Origin of the sequence: Amycolatopsis australiensis, assembly GCF_900119165.1 — a bacterium.
In the GTDB taxonomy this organism is placed as follows: Bacteria; Actinomycetota; Actinomycetes; order Mycobacteriales; family Pseudonocardiaceae; genus Amycolatopsis; species Amycolatopsis australiensis.
On sequence record NZ_FPJG01000006.1, the window covers coordinates 6,727,334 to 6,745,440 of the forward strand.

The following is an 18,107-nucleotide window of genomic DNA, read 5'->3' on the forward strand; positions in this document are numbered from 1 at the left end:
GTACACCAGATCATATGAGTTTCATATGATCTGTGAGTCGTATTTTTCGCTCACGCCCGGCGGCCGAGGAAGGCCAGCAGCCGCGTCTGCTCGTCGGCCCCCGCGGGCGCGTCGAGTTCGGGACCGAAGAAGCCGGGACGGCGCACGACGTTCGCGCGCGCCCAGTCGAAGGCCACCGCGACCAGGTCCGGCTCGAGGCGCACGTCCTGGCCGGTGGCCGAGCCGATGTCCCACCGGTGCGCGACGAGGTCGGTGATCAGCAACGTGACGACACCGGCCAGCGGGATGTCGCCGAGCCCCGGCAGCGTGATCCGGTGGTGCAGTGCCTCTTCGGTCAGCGTCGCGGCGGACGCCGCCCGCGCGGCCCGCCACGTCGCGACGGGGTCCGCTCCGGCCAGCACGGCGGGGTGCGGTGCGCCCGGGGCGCCGGCCGTCTCGGCGTAGTGCTCGCCGGTGGCCCACGCCGCCAGCTGGTGCTGGCCCCAGACGACGTGCCCGGCGACGTCCCGCACCGACCACTCCGCACACGCCGAAGGCGCGTCCCACCGGTCGGCGGGCACCGCCGCCAGCACCGTGCCGAACCCGTCCTGCGCGCGCCGGTACAAGTCCATCGTGTCCATTTCGCTCCTTCGCCGAGGTGGTGTGTCCCCTCGAGGACGAACGGAAGCGGCCGGGCTCGACAGTTGACCCTGACACCGTGTCAGGCGCTATCCCCGGTGCCATGACGTTCTTCCGCACCGCCATCGAGGTCGCCGCGGACATCCGCCGGGGCGCGCTCTCGGCCCGTGAGCTGACCGAAGGGCTCCTCGCCCGCATCGACGCTTCCGACGTCAACGCCGTCGTCGCGACCCGCCGCGACTTCGCCCTCGAAGCCGCTTCGCAAGCCGATCAGGCCGTCGCGCGCGGCGACGACGTCGGGCCGCTGCACGGCGTCCCGATGACGATCAAGGACGCCTTCGCCGTGGCCGGAATGGCCACGACCTGGGGCGAGCCGGCGTTCGCGGACTGCGTCGCCGACCAGGACGCCGCGGTCGTTTCGCGGCTGCGGGCGGCCGGGGCGATCATCGTGGGCAAGTCGAACGTGCACCGCATGCTCGCCGATTTCGGGCGGACGGCGAACCCGATCCACGGACGGACCGTCAACCCGAGGGACGCCACGCGGACGCCGGGCGGCTCGAGCGGCGGGGCCGCGGCCGCGCTGGCGGCCGGGCTGTCCTTTGCGGAGTACGGGTCGGACCTCGTCGGCTCGATCCGGATCCCGGCGGCGTACTGCGGCGTCTACGGCCTCAAGCCGACGCCGGGAACCGTGCCGCTGCGGGGCTTCCGGCCGCCGGGGCCGGTCGCGCCCGGCGGCCGGGAGTTCCCGTCGGCGGTCGGCCCGCTGGCCCGGTCGGCCGCCGACCTGCGGCTCGCGCTGGCGGTCACCGGCGGGCCGCTGCGGCCGTCCCGGCGTTCCCGGCTCGGGGAGTTCCGCGTCGGCGTCGTGCTCGACGATCCGGCCTGCCCGGTGACCGGCGACGTCGGGGCGGCGCTGTCGGACGCGGCCGACGCGCTGGCCCGCGCGGGAGTCCGGATCCGCGAAGGCTGGCCGGACGGCGTCGACCCGGCCGCGCAGGCGGCGGCGTTCGGCTTCCAGGTCGAGTGGTTCTTCGCCGCGCAAGAAGGCCGTGAACCGGACGGCGCCGCGGAGCAGGAACGGCGGCGGGCGGCGTTGACCGCGGCGTGGGACCGGTTCTTCGGCGAGGCCGACGTCTTCCTCTGCCCGGCGGTGTTCACGACCGCGATGCGGCACGACGACCGGTACCGCTACGACGACCAGCCGTTCTGGATCGCGCAGGCGTCGCTGCCGGGGCTGCCGGCGGTGAGCGCGCCGGTCGGCGGCCCGCTGCCGGCCGGTCTGCAGGTGATCGGCCCGGCGCACGAGGACGACACGGCGATCACGTTCGCCGAGCGGGCCGCGGACGTCGTCGGCGGATTCGTCCCGCCTGCGGAATGATCGGGCGGTGTTCTCGATCGGCGACTTCGCCCGCCACGGCCGGGTGTCGGTCCGCATGCTGCGTCATTACGACGCACTCGGGCTGCTGCGCCCGGCACGCGTCGACCCCGCGACCGGCTACCGCAGTTACGAGGCGAGCCAGCTGGCGCGGCTCAACCGGATCGTCGCGCTGAAGGAGCTGGGGTTCACCCTCGAGCAGGTGGCCACGCTGCTGGCGGACGAGGTCCCGGCGGAGCGGGTCCGCGGCATGCTGACACTCCGGCGCGCGCAGCTGCAGGCGGCGCTGGCGGAGGGCGCCGCCCGGCTGGCGCGGGTGGAAGCCCGGCTGCGGACGATCGAGGACGAAGGCCGCCCGCCCGCGTACGACGTGGTGGTCAAGGAGCTGCCCGCGACGCGCGTGGTGGAGCTGACGGGCGTGGCGGCCGGGTTCGGCCCGGAGGCGATCGGCCCGGTGGTCCGTCCGCTGTGCGCGGAGCTGGGCCGCCGCCTCGCCTCGGCGGACGTCACGCCGGCGGGTCGTCTGACGTGCTACTACGAGCAGCGCGGCGAAGACGAGGTCGTGGTGCACGCGGCCGTCCCGGCGTCGGTGGGCGCCGGGGAGCTGAACGGCCTGGCGGTGGCGGAGCTGCCCCGGACGCGCGCGGCGACACTGGTCCACCACGGCGCGATCGACGGCGTCCTGCCGAGCTGGCAGGCGGTGACCCGGTGGATCACCGCGCACGGACTCAGTTCGGCGGGGCCACAGCGGGAGCTGTACCTGGACTGCCCCGATGACCCGGCGGCCTGGGTCACGGAGCTGCAGGAGCCGGTCAGCTAGTCCGCGGGTGGTGGGCGTGCTCGCCCGACGGCAGGTCGCGATCCAGGTGGTCCGCGTGGTGCAGCGCCTGGGCCAGCAGCCCGCGCACGTGGTTGTCCGCCGCCGAGTAGTACACGAACGTTCCCTCACGGCGGCCCTTCACCAGGCCCGCCAGGCGCAGCTTGGCCAGGTGCTGGCTGACCGCCGTCGGGGCCGCGCCCGCCAGTTCCGCCAGGCACGCCACCGAGGACTCGCCCTGCAGCAGCGCCCACAGGACCTTGATGCGGGTCGGGTCGGCCAGCAGGCGGAAGGACTCCGCCGCCAGGTGGACCTGCTCGTCGGTGGGCATGTCGAACTCCGGCAGCGACGCGTGCATGCCGAAACCCTACTACTTGCGTATCTGCGTGTCTGCGCAGATAGACTGGCACCATGACCGGACACGGACACCGCCACTCCCGGTGGCGCCCCCACACGCACGACACCGCCGACCGTGTCGACCACGCCCTCGAAACCAGCCGGCGCGGGTTGCGCACGCTCGGGTGGTCGTTCGCCGCGCTGTTCGTGACCGCTGTCGCGCAGCTCGTGCTCGTGCTGGTCACCGGGTCGGTCGCGCTGCTCGGCGACACGATCCACAACTTCGCCGACGCGCTGACCGCCGTTCCCCTCGGGATCGCGTTCCTGCTCGGCCGCCGGGCCGCCACCCGCCGCTACACCTACGGCCTCGGCCGCGCGGAAGACCTCGCCGGCGTGGTCGTCGTCCTGGTCGTCGCCGCTTCCGCCGTGCTCGTCGCGTACGAGTCGGTGCTGCGGCTGTTCGACCCGCAACCCGTCGGTCACCCGTGGGTGGTCGCCACCGCCGGGGTGATCGGCTTCGCCGGGAACGAGCTCGTCGCGCGGTACCGGATCAAGGTCGGCCGCGAGATCGGCTCCGCCGCGCTGGTGGCCGACGGCGTGCACGCCCGCACGGACGGCTTCACGTCGCTGGCCGTCGTCGTCGGGGCCGCCGGGGTCGCGTTCGGCGTTCCCGTGGCGGACCCGATCGTCGGGCTCGGCATCACCGTCGCGATCCTGTTCGTCCTGCGCGACACCGCGAAGGAGGTGTTCCGGCGGCTGCTCGACGCCGTCGACCCGGCGTCGGTCGAGCTGGCCGAGCAGACGGCGCGTGCCGTCGACGGCGTGCTCGGCACCCGTGATCTGCGGATGCGCTGGATCGGCCACAGCCTGCGGGCCGAGCTGGCGGTGACGGTGGCGGCGGACCTGACGGTCGCCGAGGCCCACACGCTCGCGCACGAGGTGGAGCACCGGCTGGTGCACACGATCCCCCGGCTGGCCGCGGTGGTCGTCCACACCGAACCGGCCACCGGCGCGGAGCGGGTGGCGCACTAGCTCCCGTTTTTGTCGGTGCCCTCCGCTAGCTTCGCGGCCATGATCGACCACGCAGCGGAGATCGACCGGCTCCTGGACGGCCCGCCCGGCAAGCTCGCCTTCCGGGCGCTGTGCGCCGTCCTGCGGCGGGCGGGCAGCCCCGCGTCCCTCACCGAGCGCTGCGAACGTCGGCTCGCGGCGTGGCCCGACGAAGTGCGCGAAGCGCCGTGGTCGTGGCTTGCCGCCTTGGCCGCGGGGCATTCGCGGCCCGGCTGGCGGCTCGCGCGGTCGATCGCGTTCCGCTCGGCGAACTGCGGCACGGCCGACCCGCCGTTCCCGGATCCGCGGAACCACCCGGAGATCCGCGGCATCAGCACCCTGGACCTCGGCTCGTTCGCCGGCGACCGGCTCGCGGCCGTCGTCCGCGACTGGCCGCACTGGCCGGACCTGCGCTCACTGCGCACCGGCTGGCTCAGCCCGCTGGAGGCGGAACTGCTCGCCGACCTCGCGAACGCCCCGGAGCTCGCCCGGCTCGGCTCCCTGAGCCTGATCGGCGTGGGCGAAGACCTGTTCCACTTCGACCGGCCCCCGTTCCGGCCGCCCGCCGGACGGCCGCTGCGCCTGCGCCACGCCGGGCTGCGCGCGCCCGACCTCGTGCACCTGCTCCGCTCGGGCCTGGTGCCGGACCTGCGGTCCGCCGACGTGATCGTGGGCAACGCCGGCGAAGCGCGCGATCTCGCGGCTTGCCCGGAACTGGCCCGGCTCGACCGGCTGGCGATCGGCTTCCGCTGCGGCCACAACCGGAGACATCCGGGGTGGACGCCGTTCTTCGGCAACGTCGTCGAGGAGGACGACGAAGCCTGCGAGGCCTTCTTCGCCGGAGCGGACCTGACGGCCGTGAAGGCGCTGGCCATCCAGGGCATACCCCTGGGACTGGGGCGGGAAGGCCTCGGCGCGCGGGGCATGGCGGCCGTCGTCGCCTGCGGTGTCCTGCCGCGGCTGACCGAGCTGACGCTCACCCTGCTGCCGTTGGGCGACGGCCCGCTCGCCCGGGTCGTCGCGGCACTCGACCACGACCGCGTCGAGAAGCTCGCGCTCACCGATGTCGTGGCCACGGACCTGACGGCCGCCGCGTTCGCCGGGACCTTCCCGCGGTTGAAGCACCTCGACCTGAGCCGCAACTACCTCACCGAAACCGGCGCCCGGCACCTGGCTGCCGGCGTCCGGTTACCGGCGCTGGAACACCTCGACCTGTCCGGCAAGAGCGGCTCGCCGTACTACGCGCGTCCCGCCGTTCAGCCGATCGGGGACGCCGGAGCCGAGGCGTGGGCCGTCTCCCCCAACGCGGTCAACCTGACCTCGCTGAAGCTCTCGGCCACCGGAGTCGGCAGCAAGGGCCTCGGCGCCCTGCTGCGGCCGGAGCACCTCCGGCACCTCGCCGGCCTGGACGTCTCCGGCAATCCGCTGAGCTGGCCCGACGACGGTCCGTTCCCGCCGGACCTACGCACCCTCGACCTCGCCGCGTGCGGACTCGGCGACGGCGACGTCCGCGCCTTGACGGCGTCCGGGCCCGCGCCCGCCCTGACCGGGATCTCGCTGGCCTACAACACCGTCGGCTCGGCCGGGGCGAAGGCGCTCGCGTCCTGGAGCGCGCTGCCCCGGCTGAGCGAGCTGAACCTGCACGACAACGTGATCGGCGACGACGGCCTCGCCGGGCTGGCCGCCTCGCAGGCGGCACAGCTGCTGGTCGAACTGGACCTGGAGCAGGACTGCTGGAACGCCGCCCGGCGGCCGTCCGGCGTTCCGCTGCCGCCGGAAGTCGTCGATCCCGCGTCCTTCCCGAACCTCGACGCGCTGTTCCTCGGCGTCGTCGACGAGTACCACGGCGCTCGCCTCTCCAGCGGTTTCCCGCCCGCCGTCCAGGCGGAGCTCGCCGCGTCGGACACGGCCCGGCCCGAGCTGGTCGCCTTCCTCACCCACCTCGATCCGGACGCCGAGGGCAGCGATTTCCCGCCGGATCCCAGCCACGACTTCCGGTCCCGCGTCGCCGCCCGGCACGCCGAGTGCGTCGCCGGGGCCCGGGAGTTCGCCCGCGAGCTGCGGGACGGCGGAGGCTCATGAACAGACCGGCTCCGCCACCGGCTCCGGCTTCCGGCTCAGCACCCCGGCGAACACCGCCGCCAGCACGCACAGCACCACCGGCACCGCGAACGTCACGTTCAGCGGCATCCACCGCGTCAGACCGCCGATCAACGCCGGCCCGGCCAGGAGGCCCACGTACCCGAGCCCGACCACCCGGGCCATCAACGCCCCCGACGCGCGGGTGCTCAGGTTGCCCGCCGCCGTGAACAGCTGCGGGACGCCGCCGGAGAGGCCCAGCCCGAACAGCGCCCAGCCCACCAGGGACAACGGCACCCACGGAGCGGCCGCGGCCGTCGTCAGGCCGACCGCCGCCAGCGTCGCGCCGTAGCGGACGATCGCCGCCGGGCCGGCCCAGGCCGCCACGCGGTCGGTCAGGAAGCGGCCCGTCGTCATCGCCACGGCGAACGCGCCGTACGCCAGCGCCGCCGTCGAGGCCGAGGTCCCGAGCACCTTCTCCATGTGCAGGGCGGCCCAGTCGTTCGCCACGCCCTCCGAGAGCATCAGCGCCAGCGCGAGCAGGCCGAGCAGCCACACCACGCGTCCCGGCGGCCGCCGGCGAGCGGGCTCGGCCGGTGCTGCCTCCGCGTCCGCCGAAGGCGCGTCCGACGGCTCCATCAGGAACCGCGCGGACACCAGCGAAAGCACCACGCACAGCAGGCCGGTGGCGGTGAGCGTGACGCCGGTGGGCACGCCCGCGCCGAGCGTCGCCGCGCCGATGACCGCGGCGATCGCGCCGCCGATCGACCACATCGCGTGGAACGCCGCCATGATCGGCCGCGGATAGGCCCGTTCCACGACGACGGCGTGCGCGTTCATGCCGACGTCGATGGCGCCGTTGCCGAAGCCGAACAGGAGCAGCGTCAGTCCCAGCGTCCACCACGAGTTCGCGAAGCCCGGCCCGCACAGGGCGAGCCCGAGCAGCACCCCGGCGGCCGGGACGAGCCGGCGGTGGCCGAGCCGGTCGACGAGCGGGCCCGCCACCTGCATGCCGGCGAACGCGGCGCCGCCGAGCACCAGCAGCAGCGCGCCCAGCGTGCTGTGCGAGATGCCGGTCGCGCGCTCGACGTCCGGGATGTGCACCACCCACATGCCCATCCCGAACCCGTTGAGGGCGAAGAACATGAAGGTCGCGAACCGGGCGGCACGCGGGCGGGGCGAAGCGGTCGTCATCGGCTCTCCGTGGGGACGGCGACGTGCACCAGCACGCCGTGTTCGGCCAGCGCCGCGCGCTGGTCTTCGGGTGCGCCAGGGTCGGTGATCACCACGTCGGCCCGGTCGGCGGCGCAGACGTGGGCGAGCGCGGCCCGGCCCCACTTGGCGCCGTCGGCGAGCACGATCGCCCGCGCCGCCACCGCCAGGGCCGTCTGCTTGACCTCGGCGTCGCCGAGGTCGAAGGCGGTCAGTCCGGAACGGACATCGAACGCGCACGGGCTCAGCACGGCGACGTCGAATCGCAGCGCCCGCAGCGAAGCCAGCGTCAGCGGCCCGGTCAGGGACTGCTCCCCCGGCCTCGGCTCGCCGCCGGGCAGCAGCAGCCGCACGCCCGGTGCGTCGGCCAGCTCGCGGACCGCGTGCAGCGACAGCGGCATCACGGTGACCGCGCGCCCGCGCAGCAGCCGCGCCAGTTCCAGCGCCGTGGTGCCGCCGTCGAGGACGATGGTTTCGCCGTCGCGGACCAGCTCCGCCGCCGCGGCCGCGATGGCCCGCTTCGCCGCGATCGCGGCCGTCGCCCGCGCCGCGAACGGCGGCTCGATCCCCGACGGCGACGCCGGGACCGCGCCGCCGTGCACGCGCCGCAGCACGCCCCGGGCGGCCAGCTGATCGAGGTCGCGGCGCACGGTCATCTCCGACGCGCCGGTCGCCGCCGCCAGCTCCGCGACCGCCACCTGGTCGGTGCCGCGCAGCCGCTCCACGATGATCCGCTGCCGTTCCGCACTCTTCACCCCGCGATGCTCGCAAGACACGCGGGTTCGCACAACCGAATTGTTCGATCACTCACGACGTTTGTGCGAACGATCGCTGCGGCATGATGGTCCCGTGCACGCCGCCGAGACCACCGCGACCCCGTGACCGGGGGCTACCTGAAAGGCCGGATCCGCCGCGAGGACATCATCACCGCGGCGGCCGCGGCCTACGGCGAACTCGGCTACCACGGCTCGTCCCTGCGGGAGATCGCCAAGCGCGTCGGCATCTCCCACGCCGGCCTCCTGTACTACTTCCCCACCAAGGAGGCCCTGCTCGCGGCCGTGCTCGAACGGCGCGACGCGGAGGACTCCGAGCGCGAGCGGCTGACCGTGCCGCCCGGGCTCGAAGTCCTGCGCCACTTCGTCGCGCTGGCCGAGCACAACGTCCGCCACCCCGGCATCGTCGACCTGTACTCGCGGCTCGCCGCCGAAGCGGTCGCCCCGGACCACCCGGCGCACGAGTACTTCGTGCGCCACTACCGGGCCGCGCGCGACGGCGTGCGCGAGTCGTTCGAAGCCCTCGCCGCCCGCGGCGAGCTGCGTCCCGGGGTCGACCCCGGGACGGCGGCGCTGACGTTCATCGCGCTGATGGACGGCCTGCAGGTGCAGTGGCTGACCGTCCCCGGCGACGTCGACCTGGTCGGCTCGCTGCGCTTCTACCTGCAGAACCTGCTCACCGTCCCGCTCTAGAGGGTCTTCGCGTACGGGTCCCAGCCCGGCGGCAGCAGCGGCGGGACGTCGGCGCTGCTGCCGACCTCGACCGGCCGGCCGCCGGTGAGCGACTCGTCGATGGCCAGCATCGCGTCGAGCACGTGGTAGGCCAGCTCGCCGGACGCTCGCTCCGGGACCCCGGCCCGGATCGCCCTGGCCAGCTCCAGCGTGCCGGTGCCGCGCGAGGCCGGGTGGCCTTCCGGCGCCAGCTCTTCCGGCTCGTCGTGGCCGAGCAGGTGCAGCGTGGTCGGCGGGTCGAACCGGTTGGGGTCGGGCAGCACGGCGGTGCCGAGCGTGCCGGTCAGCTCGACCAGCCCGGCGCGCTTGAGCGCCGAGTCGAAGCTCAGGACCAGCTGCGCGGAGCCGCGTTCGAACTCGACGAGCGCGGTGACCGTCGTCGGCACCAGCACCGGGAACTCCGTGCCCGCCCGCGGCCCGGAGCCGATGACGCGCGTGTCGCGCGCCCGCGCGCCGGCCGCGGTGACCCGCCGGACCGGGCCGAGCAGGTGCACCAGCGCCGTCAGGTAGTACGGGCCCATGTCGAGCAGCGGCCCGCCGCCCGCCTGGAAGTAGAACTCGGGCGCCGGGTGCCACACCTCCGGTCCCGGCACCTGGAACAGCGCCAGCGCGGTGAGGGGACGGCCGATCCGGCCCGCGTCGACGGCGCGCCGCGCGGTCTGCAGCGCCGCGCCGAGCACGGTGTCGGGCGCGCTCGCCACGCGCAGGCCCTTCTCGCGGGCGCGGTCGAGCAGCTTGCGGCCGGTCTGGCGGTCCAGGGCCAGCGGCTTCTCGGCCCAGACGTGCTTGCCCGCTTCCAGCGCGGCGAGCCCGACCTCGACGTGTGCCGCGGGCAGGGTCAGGTTGACGACGATCTCGACTTCCGGGTCGTCCAGCAGCTCGGCCACGGTGCCCGGACGCGGCACGCCGTACTCGGCCGCGCGGGCCGCGGCGCGCCCGGTGTCGAGGTCGGCGACCCGCAGCACGCGCACGTCCGGGAAGCTCGTCAGGTTCTCCAGGTACGTGCCGCTGATGACGCCGGCGCCGACGATGCCGACGCCGACCGGCCCGCCGGTCACCGCGCGCCGCCGGTCAGGAAGGCGCGGCTGGCGGCGATGGCCTCGAACAGGTCGCCGTCGAAGGCGTCGAACTCGATCACGCGCAGCGCGTCCGGCGCGGCGGCGAGCACCTCGGCGACCGGCACGCGGCCCTGGCCGGCGGGGACCTGGCCGGTGGCGTCGGTGGCGAGCCCGCCGTCCTTGACGTGGATCGCGCGGACCCGGTCGCCGAGCCGCCGCAGCAGGGCGGGCGCGTCCTCGCCGCCCGCGGTCGCCCAGTACGTGTCGACCTCCAGCGCCACGGCCGGGTCGAGCTGCGCGGCGAACACCTCGAGCGCGCTGCGGCCGTCGATCCGCGACTGCAGCTCCCACCAGTGGTTGTGGTAGCCGGCCCGCACGCCGTGCCCGGCCGCGACCTCGGCGGCGGCGTTGAGCGCGTCCGCGGTGGCCGCGATGTCGGCGGGGTCCTGCCAGCGCTCCGGCGCGACCATCGGGTCGATCACCAGGCCGATGCCCAGCTCGGCCGCCGCGGCGAACACGGCGTGCTGGTCGGCGCCGACGAGCCGCGCGTGCGCGGTCGGCGCGCTCAGGCCGTTCGCGGGCAGCCCGGCCCGCAGCGCTTCGACGTTTTCGACGACGCCGTAGGGCTCGACCCGCGTGAAGCCGATCGCGGCGAGCCGCCGCAGGGTGTCGGCGGGGTCGGCCGCGAAGGCGTCGCGGACTGAGTACAGCTGCACGGAAAGCTCGCTCATCCCCAGCTCCTGAGGTCACGGTGGCACCTGGCTGCCAAATTTCTACCACCTGGTCAAAATTGGCACCAGGGAATTCCCCGCCCCGTCCACCGGACGGCCGCAGGCCGGGTGCCCGAGGTCACGGGGTCCGGTGTTTTGGCGAGCGCCCCGTGGGGCAGTAACGCCTTTGAACGGGGGTCAAGCCCGAGCCGATCCGACGCGGGAGGTGCGGCAGTGGACTGGGCAGGGGACGAAGCGGACACGGGGGCCGTCGGCCACCCGCTGTCCCGTCGCGACCTGACGGAACTGTCCGAGGCCGCGCGCGACCTCGACCGGCGGATCGAGCAGCACCTCGCCCGGCTGCGCCGCGAACGCGCCGAACGCGCCCGCGACATCATCCCCGACCAGCGCCTTCGCCCGAGCGGCTGACCTCGCCTTCACCGCGCGGACCCGGACTACTACGCTGGGTGGCCCATCGCCACCCGCCGAAGTCCTGCGAGGTCGCCCATGTCCGAGACCCTGTCCCCGAGCCAGATCCCCGTGGGCGTCGACCCCGAGCGGCCGAGCATCGCGCGCATCTACGACGGGTTCCTCGGCGGCAGCAACTTCTACGAGGTCGACCGCGTGGTGATGGACAAGATCCGCACGGCGGTCCCCGAGGCGGTCGACATCGCCCGCGGCAACCGCGGCTTCCACAACCGCGCGCTGCGGATGCTCGCGACCCAGACGAAGATCCGCCAGTACGTCGACTGCGGGTCCGGGCTGCCGACGGCGGAGAACACGCACCAGATCGTCCAGCGCATCGACAAGGACAACACGGTCGTCTACGTCGACAACGACCCCGTGGTCCTCGCGCACGGCCGGGCGCTGCTGGTGGAGAACGACTTCACGCACATGGTCGAGGCGGACATCTTCGAGCCGCAGCAGGTGCTCGGCAACGAGCAGGTGCTCCAGCACGTCGACTTCGCGGAGCCGGTCGCGCTGCTGCACGTCGGCACGATGCACCACTTCGAGGGCGACGGCGCGGTCGACGTCATGCGCGAGTACATCGACGCGCTGGCCCCGGGCTCGTACGTGGTGCTGTCGCACTTCTTCGACCCCGAGATCCCGGAGCTGACCGCGATCGCCAAGCGCATCGAGCAGATCCTGGTGCAGGGCCCGCTCGGCGCCGGCCGGTTCCGCACCCGCGCGGAGATCGAAGCCATGCTGCCGGGCCTGGAGTTCCTCCAGCCGAACGCCACGTCGGAGCCGGGCCTGGCGGTGTGCGACGAGTGGTGGCCGGACGGGCCCCGCCTGACGCCCCTGTCCGGGTCGGCCAAGTGCGTGGCGGGGATCGTCGGCGTCAAGCGCTGACGTCAGGCGAGGGTGCGCAGCCGGCGGAGGGCGAAGTACACCAGTGCCGCCGTCAGCAGGACGAAGATGCCCGTCTCGATGCCCTGGAACGTCCAGAACCGGTCCCCCGGCTGGTACTGAAGCCAGTTGTACGCGCCGGGTCCGGCGCCGCCGCCGTCGCCGCAGCCGCCGCTCGGCGGGCAGGGGCCGATCTGCGCGTCCGGCAGCACCAGCTCGCCCGCCGCGTCGCGGACACCCTGGGACATCACCCAGTCCCCCGACGCCGGGTTCGGTGTCTGGTTGCCCGACGGTGAGAAGGTCAGGGTCCGCGCGGGGAGGTACCGCGGCCGGGCCAGGACCTCGATCGCGACGCGGACCGCGGCGAAGCCCACCAGCGCGATCCCCATGGCGGGGAGCACCTTCCGCCAGAACGTGCCCGCGAAGACGCCCAGCGCGAGCGCGAACAGCGTGTACGCGATCGGGACGACTCCCTGGACGTCGAACGACAGGTAGGTCAGCCGTCCGGTGCTCGCCGAGACCAGCGGCTGGAACCACCAGGACACGCCGAGCGCGTACCCGACCGCCAGCACCCCGGTGATCGCGCCGACCAGGCCGAACTTCGCCAGCGCCCAGCGCAGCCTGCTCACGCCCTGCGTCCACACGAGACGGTGGGTGCCCTGCTCGACCTCGCGGGCGACCAGCGGCGCGCCGAAGAACACGCCGACCAGCACCGGCAGCACCACGAACAGGACGGCGACGAACACCATGCCGTTGAACTGCTGCTGGAACTGGTGGCCGAGGCTTTCGCAGCGCGCGACGGCGTCGGTCTGCGTGACCGTCGACGCGCTGCCGAGCGCGGCCCGGCAGGCGGCCAGGCCGAGGCTGTCGTACTTCGCGTGCATCGCCAGGCCCGTGGGCACCATGATCGCGGCGAGCACGCCGAGGGCGGCGAGGGTGAACAGCGCCTGCCTGCGGTGCTGGCGCCAGGTCAGCCAGATCATGCCGGCACCCCCCACGCGGACGCGGCGACACGCGGCCCGGCCTCCGCCAGGTGCGCCAGCACCAGGTCCTCCAGTGTCACGTCATGCTCCGTCCACAGTGGATCGACAGGCCCGCCGCCGCGGCGGACCAGCAGGGTCGACTGGCGTTCGGTGTGGCTCGCGCGGACCACCTTCGCCACCCCGGCGATGGACTCGCTGCCGGCCCGCGGGCCGACGAGCGTCCGATGGGTGTCGAGCAGCTCGTCGACCGGACCGGCGAGCTGGACGCGGGACTGCTGCAGGACGACGACGTAGTCGCAGCTGCGTTCGAGGTCGGCCAGCAGGTGCGAGGACAGCAGCACGGTCGTCTCGCTTTCGGCGACCGCGCCCATCAGCGCCTGCATGAACTCCCGGCGCGCCAACGGGTCGAGGCTCGCGATGGGCTCGTCGAGCAGCAACAGCCGCGGGCGTTTGGCCAGGGCCAGCGCCAGCGCGACCTGCGCCCGCTGCCCGCCGGAGAGCTGCCCGACCGGTTTGCCCGGCGGAATGCCGAGCATGGCGAGGCGCTCACGGGCCAGCGCGGCGTCCCAGCGGCGGCGGTTGAGCTTGCCGCCCATGGTGACCAGCTCCGCGGCGGTGAAGTCCCGGTACAGCGGGGTGTCCTGGGCGACGAACCCGACGTCGGCGAGCACCGACCGCGGGTCGTGGCCGAACACGCGCACCTCGCCCGCGTCGGGCCGCGACAGCCCGACGGCCAGGTGCAGCAACGTCGTCTTGCCCGCGCCGTTCGGGCCGACCAGCGCGGCGATCCGCCCGGCAGGCACGTCCAGCGTGCAGTCCCGCAGAGCCCACGTGCGCCCGTAGCGCTTGCCCAGCGCCCGGGCCTCGATGGCCAGCTCCATCTCCGCCAACTCCCTACGCAAGGTCGCGCGGCACCGGGGCACCGCGCAACGTGGTCTCGAACAGGGCGGCGATGTCGTCGGCCGACATCCCCGCGGCTTCGGCGCGCTCCAGCCAGGCCACCAGCTCGTCGCGCAGCCGCGCCTGGCTCCCCAGCGAAGGGCCGGCCAGGCTGCCGGTGACGAACGTGCCCACCCCCGGCCTGCCCTCGGCGAGCCCCTCCAGCACCAGCTCGCGATAGGCCTTGAGCACGGTGTTCGGGTTGATCGCCAGTGCCTGGGCCACGTCCCGCACCTTCGGCAGCTGGTCGCCGGGGCGCAGCAGGCCGACCCGCAGCGCCTGCTTCACCTGCACGACGAGCTGCATGTACGTGGCGACCTTGGAACGGCCGTCCAGCACGAACTCGATCACCCGTCACCTTCCTATTGTCTTACGACATTAAGACAACACCGCCGGGCGCACGGCTGTCAAGGCGGCCCGCGCGGGCATAGGGTCTCGGAGCGAGACGCACACCGGCACCGGGAGGCAGGCATGTCGTTGTTGGACGGGCTGAGCAAGGCGATCGCGGGCGGCGCGATCGAGATCGTCGACCTGACCGCTCCGCTGAGCGCGGCGACGCCGATCCTGCAGCTGCCGGAGCCGTTCGCCAACACGATCCCGTTCCGGCTGGAGGAGATCAGCCGCTACGACGAGCGCGGCCCGCGGTGGTACTGGAACGACATCCACACCGGCGAGCACACCGGCACCCACCTGGACGTCCCGGTGCACTGGGTGTCCGGGAAGGACGGCCACGACGTCTCGCAGGTGCCGCTCAGGACACTCGTGGCGCCCGCGGTGGTCCTCGACTTCTCCGCGCAGGCGGCGGAAAACCCGGACTTCCTGCTGTCGGTCGACGACGTGCGCGCCTGGACGGCCGAGCACGGCCCGCTGCCCGACGGCGGCTGGCTGCTCTACCGCACCGGCTGGGACACGCGCAGCCACGACCAGGCCGAATTCCTCAACGCCGACGACACCGGCTCGCACACCCCCGGCGTCTCCCCCGAGTGCGCGCGGTGGCTGGCCGAGCAAACGCCGATCACCGGGCTGGGCGTCGAAACCGTCGGCACGGACGCCGGGCAGGCGCCCGGGCTCGAGCCGATGTTCCCGTGCCACGAGCTGCTGCTGGGCGCGGGCAAGCACGGGCTGACGCAGCTGCAGAACCTCGCCGCCCTGCCGCCGACCGGGACGCTGCTGCTCGTCTCGCCGCTGCCGATCGTCGGCGGGTCCGGCAGCCCGGCCCGGGTGCTGGCGCTGGTGGAACGGTGAACGTCGCCGAGCTCGTCGGCCGCACGCTGGCCGGCCTCGGCGCCGGCACGGCCTTCGGCGTGGTCGGCAGCGGCAACTTCGAGGTGACGAACGCGCTGCGCGCGGGCGGCGTCCGGTTCGTCGCCGCCCGCCACGAGGGCGGCGCGGCGAGCATGGCCGACGCGTACGCGCGGATGAGCGGGCAGGTGTCGGTGCTGTCGCTGCACCAGGGGTGCGGGCTGACCAACGCCGTCACCGGGATCACCGAGGCGGCCAAGAGCCGGACGCCGATGCTCGTGCTCACCGCCGACTCCGCGGCCGCGTCGGTGCTGTCGAACTTCCGGATCGACCAGGACGGGCTCGCCGCGGCGGTCGGCGCGGTGCCGGAGCGCGTGCACTCGGCCGCGAGCGCGGTCGCCGACACCGTGCGGGCCTTCCGGACCGCGCGGCAGCAGCGCCGGACCGTGGTGCTGAACCTGCCGCTCGACGTCCAGGCCCAGCCCGCGCCGTCGCCGCCGGAGTCCCTGCCGGAGGTCGCGGGGCCGGCGCCGGTCCGGCCGGACGCGTCGGCCGTGACGGCGCTGGCGGCCCTGCTCGACGCCGCCGAGCGGCCCGTGTTCATCGCCGGCCGCGGCGCCCGTGGCAGCGCCGCACCGTTGCGGGAGCTGGCTTCGCGGTGCGGCGCGTTGCCGGCGACGTCGGCGGTCGCGCACGGGCTGTTCGCCGGCGACCCGTTCGCCCTCGGCATCTCCGGCGGGTTCGCGTCCCCGGTGGCGGCAGAGCTGATCGTGGGCGCCGACCTCGTCGTCGGCTGGGGGTGCGCGCTGAACACGTGGACCACGCGGCACGGGAAGCTGCTCAGCCCGCACGCAAAACTCGCGCAGGTCGACCTCGAGCAGGGCGCGCTCGGCGCGCACCGGCCGATCGACCTCGGCGTCACCGGGGACGTCGGCTGCACGGCCGCGGACGTCGCGGCGGTGGTGCGGCAGCGGCGGGGCTACCGGACCGGCGAGGTCGCCGCGCGCATCGCGGCCGGGCGCTGGAACGACGTCGCCCACGACGACCTCTCGCGCGACGGGCGGATCGACCCGCGCACGCTGAGCAAGCTGCTCGACGAGCTGCTGCCCGCGCAGCGGATCGTCTCCGTCGACTCGGGCAACTTCATGGGCTACCCGAGCGCCTACCTGTCGGTGCCCGACGAAGCGGGTTTCTGCTTCACGCAGGCGTTCCAGAGCATCGGGCTCGGACTGGGAACCGCGATCGGCGCGGCGCTCGCCCGCCCGGACCGCCTGCCGGTGCTGGGCACCGGCGACGGCGGGTTCCACATGGCACTGTCCGAACTGGACACGGCGGTCCGGCTCGGCCTGCCACTGGTGGTGATCGTCTACAACGACGCGGCGTACGGCGCGGAGGTCCACCACTTCGGCGACGCCGACATGACGACGGTCCGCTTCCCCGACTCCGACGTGGCCGCGATCGCCCGCGGCTTCGGCGCGGACGGCATCACCGTGCGGTCCGCCGAAGACCTGTTCGCGGTGCGGGAATGGCTGGCCGGCCCGCGAGACGCACCGCTGGTGATCGACGCGAAGATCGCCGACGACGGCGGGTCGTGGTGGCTCGCGGAGGCCTTCCGGCACTGACCGGCCCCGGCGTCAGGCCACCCGGTGCGACACCCAGACGTTCGGCTCCACGTAGACCGCGAAGTCCTGGGCGGTGGACACGAACACCGGGGCGAGCGCGCCGGGGACCGTCACCTCGCCGTCGCGGTCGAACGCGAGCCCGGTCCAGCTCCGCCAGTCCGCCAGTGGCGCCTGGACCGTCGCCGAGCACGGCGCGACCGCCTCGATGCGGCCGCCCGCGCGGACGTGCGTGCGCAACCAGCGGTCGGCCGGCAGGCCGTCCGCGCGCGTCTCGGCCGCGTACTCCCGCATCGGCGTCGCCGGGGCCGCTGCCTTGTCCGGCGGGCGGAGCGGGATCACCAGCGAGCCCAGCCCGGCCGCCGCGACCGCTTCGCGCATCGCCTCCAGGACCGTGCGCGAGTGGCCGCGGGCCCGGTGGTCCGGGTGGACCGCGATCTCCAGGGCGGCCGCCGTGTCCGGGGCGACGTCGTCGAGGGCGTCCTCCGCCGCCCACACCGCCACCTCGTCCCAGCCGCGCGCGGGCAGGGCGCCCCGGCCGCGGAACGGCACCATGATCCCGCGGGCGACCGGCGCGCCCTCGTCCAGCAGCGCGACCACCAGGTGCGGCCAGCGGCGCGCCACCCGGCGGCCGCGCACCAGCAGGCTCGCCAGGCTGCCCGCCATGAACTTCGGCGACTCCGGCGGGTACGGGATCGCGTAGGCCGCCTCCGCCAGGTCCGGGCGCTGCGCCAGCGTGACGAGCACGTCAGCTCCCCCGCGACCAGGATTCGAGCGCGATCAGCGTCTTCGTGCCGGTCACCTGGTGGTGCCGGCGGATCTCGTCGATCGTCTTCTGCAGGTGGGCCATGTCCCGCACGCGCAGCCACACCAGGGCGTCCGGGTCGCCGGCGATCGTGAACACCGCCTGCGCCTCCGGCATCCGGGTGGTGGTGCGCAGGATTTCGTCGACCTTCGTGTTGCCGACGAACCGCAGCTCGGTGAACGCCTCGATGCCCCAGCCGAGCTTCGCGTGGTCGACCTGCACGGTGAACCCGGTGATCACGCCGGTCTCGCGCAGCCGGTCGATGCGGCGCTTGACCGCGGCCGTCGACAGGGTGACGCGGCCGGCGATGTCCGACAGCGTCCGGCGGGCGTCCTCGCGCAGCAGGCCGAGGATCTCGTGGTCGGTCGCGTCGAGCGGCTCTTCGGTCATGCGCCAGAGCGTAACCGCG

At 74.2% G+C, this 18,107-nt stretch carries 20 protein-coding genes; 9 read left to right on the forward strand and 11 right to left on the reverse strand.

Annotated elements, in window-relative coordinates:
- Window positions 1-50: 50 nt before the first annotated feature.
- A complete protein-coding gene (locus tag BT341_RS32745; protein WP_072479922.1) occupies window positions 51-620 on the reverse strand; it encodes a TIGR03086 family metal-binding protein in 570 nt (189 codons plus the stop codon).
- A gap of 101 nt (window positions 621-721) precedes the next feature.
- Here BT341_RS32745 and BT341_RS32750 point away from each other — a divergent pair, with 101 nt between their 5' ends.
- Both BT341_RS32750 and BT341_RS32755 read left to right on the forward strand, forming a co-directional pair.
- Window positions 722-1,996 carry an amidase family protein gene (locus tag BT341_RS32750; protein ID WP_072479923.1) on the forward strand — a complete coding sequence of 425 codons (1,275 nt, stop codon included), beginning with the start codon at window positions 722-724 and terminating at the stop codon, window positions 1,994-1,996.
- 7 nt (window positions 1,997-2,003) lie between these two features.
- A complete protein-coding gene (locus BT341_RS32755; protein ID WP_072479924.1) occupies window positions 2,004-2,813 on the forward strand; it encodes a MerR family transcriptional regulator in 810 nt (269 codons plus the stop codon).
- Here the strand turns inward: BT341_RS32755 and BT341_RS32760 are convergent.
- The gene (locus tag BT341_RS32760; RefSeq protein ID WP_072479925.1) at window positions 2,806-3,168 is read right to left on the reverse strand and encodes an ArsR/SmtB family transcription factor; all 363 of its coding nucleotides are present in this window, start codon (window positions 3,166-3,168) and stop codon (window positions 2,806-2,808) included. The genes BT341_RS32755 and BT341_RS32760 overlap by 8 nt on opposite strands.
- 53 nt (window positions 3,169-3,221) lie before the next feature.
- On the opposite strand from BT341_RS32760, the gene BT341_RS32765 reads away from it, so the two are divergent.
- Both BT341_RS32765 and BT341_RS32770 read left to right on the forward strand, forming a co-directional pair.
- Entirely contained in the window at window positions 3,222-4,178 is a 957-nt protein-coding gene (locus BT341_RS32765) for a cation diffusion facilitator family transporter (protein ID WP_072479926.1), read from the forward strand.
- Between the two features lie 39 nt (window positions 4,179-4,217).
- Window positions 4,218-6,278 (forward strand): leucine-rich repeat domain-containing protein, encoded by a 2,061-nt coding sequence (locus BT341_RS32770; RefSeq protein ID WP_072479927.1) that lies wholly within the window; start codon window positions 4,218-4,220, stop codon window positions 6,276-6,278.
- Here BT341_RS32770 and BT341_RS32775 read toward each other — a convergent pair.
- Together BT341_RS32775 and BT341_RS32780 are read right to left on the reverse strand one after the other, a co-directional pair.
- On the reverse strand, window positions 6,273-7,469 hold the full coding sequence (locus BT341_RS32775) for an MFS transporter (RefSeq protein WP_072479928.1): 1,197 nt from the start codon (window positions 7,467-7,469) through the stop codon (window positions 6,273-6,275). The two genes, BT341_RS32770 and BT341_RS32775, sit on opposite strands and share 6 nt — an antisense overlap.
- Window positions 7,466-8,242, reverse strand: a complete 777-nt coding sequence (locus BT341_RS32780; RefSeq protein ID WP_072479929.1) for a DeoR/GlpR family DNA-binding transcription regulator — start codon at window positions 8,240-8,242, stop codon at window positions 7,466-7,468. Before BT341_RS32780 ends, BT341_RS32775 begins: the two co-directional genes overlap by 4 nt.
- A gap of 123 nt (window positions 8,243-8,365) precedes the next feature.
- On the opposite strand from BT341_RS32780, the gene BT341_RS32785 reads away from it, so the two are divergent.
- Complete coding sequence (locus tag BT341_RS32785) at window positions 8,366-8,953, forward strand: TetR/AcrR family transcriptional regulator (protein ID WP_072479930.1); 588 nt, start codon at window positions 8,366-8,368, stop codon at window positions 8,951-8,953.
- Here the strand turns inward: BT341_RS32785 and BT341_RS32790 are convergent.
- On the reverse strand, window positions 8,950-10,050 hold the full coding sequence (locus BT341_RS32790; RefSeq protein ID WP_072479931.1) for a Gfo/Idh/MocA family protein: 1,101 nt from the start codon (window positions 10,048-10,050) through the stop codon (window positions 8,950-8,952). The genes BT341_RS32785 and BT341_RS32790 overlap by 4 nt on opposite strands.
- The gene (locus tag BT341_RS32795) at window positions 10,047-10,781 is read right to left on the reverse strand and encodes a sugar phosphate isomerase/epimerase family protein (RefSeq protein WP_072479932.1); all 735 of its coding nucleotides are present in this window, start codon (window positions 10,779-10,781) and stop codon (window positions 10,047-10,049) included. Before BT341_RS32795 ends, BT341_RS32790 begins: the two co-directional genes overlap by 4 nt.
- A 213-nt stretch (window positions 10,782-10,994) precedes the next feature.
- Between BT341_RS32795 and BT341_RS32800 the strand changes: the two genes are divergently transcribed.
- Together BT341_RS32800 and BT341_RS32805 are read left to right on the forward strand one after the other, a co-directional pair.
- Entirely contained in the window at window positions 10,995-11,189 is a 195-nt protein-coding gene (locus tag BT341_RS32800; protein ID WP_072479933.1) for a hypothetical protein, read from the forward strand.
- A gap of 78 nt (window positions 11,190-11,267) precedes the next feature.
- On the forward strand, window positions 11,268-12,113 hold the full coding sequence (locus BT341_RS32805; RefSeq protein ID WP_072479934.1) for an SAM-dependent methyltransferase: 846 nt from the start codon (window positions 11,268-11,270) through the stop codon (window positions 12,111-12,113).
- A 2-nt stretch (window positions 12,114-12,115) separates the two neighbouring features.
- Here BT341_RS32805 and BT341_RS32810 read toward each other — a convergent pair whose 3' ends face one another.
- The 3 genes from BT341_RS32810 to BT341_RS32820 are packed head-to-tail and all read right to left on the reverse strand — an operon-like array spanning window position 12,116 to window position 14,383.
- Window positions 12,116-13,093 (reverse strand): ABC transporter permease, encoded by a 978-nt coding sequence (locus BT341_RS32810; protein WP_072482311.1) that lies wholly within the window; start codon window positions 13,091-13,093, stop codon window positions 12,116-12,118.
- A complete protein-coding gene (locus BT341_RS32815) occupies window positions 13,090-13,974 on the reverse strand; it encodes an ABC transporter ATP-binding protein (RefSeq protein ID WP_072479935.1) in 885 nt (294 codons plus the stop codon). The genes BT341_RS32810 and BT341_RS32815 overlap by 4 nt, the downstream gene beginning before the upstream one ends.
- Before the next feature lie 13 nt (window positions 13,975-13,987).
- Window positions 13,988-14,383 carry a GntR family transcriptional regulator gene (locus BT341_RS32820; protein ID WP_072479936.1) on the reverse strand — a complete coding sequence of 132 codons (396 nt, stop codon included), beginning with the start codon at window positions 14,381-14,383 and terminating at the stop codon, window positions 13,988-13,990.
- A gap of 120 nt (window positions 14,384-14,503) precedes the next feature.
- Here BT341_RS32820 and BT341_RS32825 point away from each other — a divergent pair, with 120 nt between their 5' ends.
- Together BT341_RS32825 and BT341_RS32830 are read left to right on the forward strand one after the other, a co-directional pair.
- Window positions 14,504-15,277: a cyclase family protein gene (locus BT341_RS32825; protein WP_072479937.1), complete on the forward strand. Its 774-nt coding sequence runs from the start codon at window positions 14,504-14,506 to the stop codon at window positions 15,275-15,277.
- Window positions 15,274-16,896, forward strand: a complete 1,623-nt coding sequence (locus tag BT341_RS32830; protein ID WP_072479938.1) for a thiamine pyrophosphate-binding protein — start codon at window positions 15,274-15,276, stop codon at window positions 16,894-16,896. Before BT341_RS32825 ends, BT341_RS32830 begins: the two co-directional genes overlap by 4 nt.
- A 12-nt stretch (window positions 16,897-16,908) precedes the next feature.
- Here BT341_RS32830 and BT341_RS32835 read toward each other — a convergent pair whose 3' ends face one another.
- Entirely contained in the window at window positions 16,909-17,640 is a 732-nt protein-coding gene (locus BT341_RS32835) for a hypothetical protein (protein WP_072479939.1), read from the reverse strand.
- Between the two features lies 1 nt (window position 17,641).
- A complete protein-coding gene (locus tag BT341_RS32840; protein WP_072479940.1) occupies window positions 17,642-18,088 on the reverse strand; it encodes an Lrp/AsnC family transcriptional regulator in 447 nt (148 codons plus the stop codon).
- Window positions 18,089-18,107: the final 19 nt, after the last annotated feature.

Excerpts from the sequence above, each read along its gene's own strand:
- BT341_RS32825 (WP_072479937.1), top strand. The coding sequence starts at position 14,504 with ATGTCGTTGTTGGACGGGCTGAGCAAGGCGATCGCGGGCGGCGCGATC.
- BT341_RS32795 (WP_072479932.1), bottom strand. The coding sequence starts at position 10,781 with ATGAGCGAGCTTTCCGTGCAGCTGTACTCAGTCCGCGACGCCTTCGCG.
- BT341_RS32810 (WP_072482311.1), bottom strand. The coding sequence starts at position 13,093 with ATGATCTGGCTGACCTGGCGCCAGCACCGCAGGCAGGCGCTGTTCACC.
- BT341_RS32770 (WP_072479927.1), top strand. The coding sequence starts at position 4,218 with ATGATCGACCACGCAGCGGAGATCGACCGGCTCCTGGACGGCCCGCCC.
- BT341_RS32805 (WP_072479934.1), top strand. The coding sequence starts at position 11,268 with ATGTCCGAGACCCTGTCCCCGAGCCAGATCCCCGTGGGCGTCGACCCC.
- BT341_RS32760 (WP_072479925.1), bottom strand. The coding sequence starts at position 3,168 with ATGCACGCGTCGCTGCCGGAGTTCGACATGCCCACCGACGAGCAGGTC.
- BT341_RS32775 (WP_072479928.1), bottom strand. The coding sequence starts at position 7,469 with ATGACGACCGCTTCGCCCCGCCCGCGTGCCGCCCGGTTCGCGACCTTC.
- BT341_RS32750 (WP_072479923.1), top strand. The coding sequence starts at position 722 with ATGACGTTCTTCCGCACCGCCATCGAGGTCGCCGCGGACATCCGCCGG.
- BT341_RS32815 (WP_072479935.1), bottom strand. The coding sequence starts at position 13,974 with ATGGAGCTGGCCATCGAGGCCCGGGCGCTGGGCAAGCGCTACGGGCGC.
- BT341_RS32745 (WP_072479922.1), bottom strand. The coding sequence starts at position 620 with ATGGACACGATGGACTTGTACCGGCGCGCGCAGGACGGGTTCGGCACG.
- BT341_RS32840 (WP_072479940.1), bottom strand. The coding sequence starts at position 18,088 with ATGACCGAAGAGCCGCTCGACGCGACCGACCACGAGATCCTCGGCCTG.
- BT341_RS32765 (WP_072479926.1), top strand. The coding sequence starts at position 3,222 with ATGACCGGACACGGACACCGCCACTCCCGGTGGCGCCCCCACACGCAC.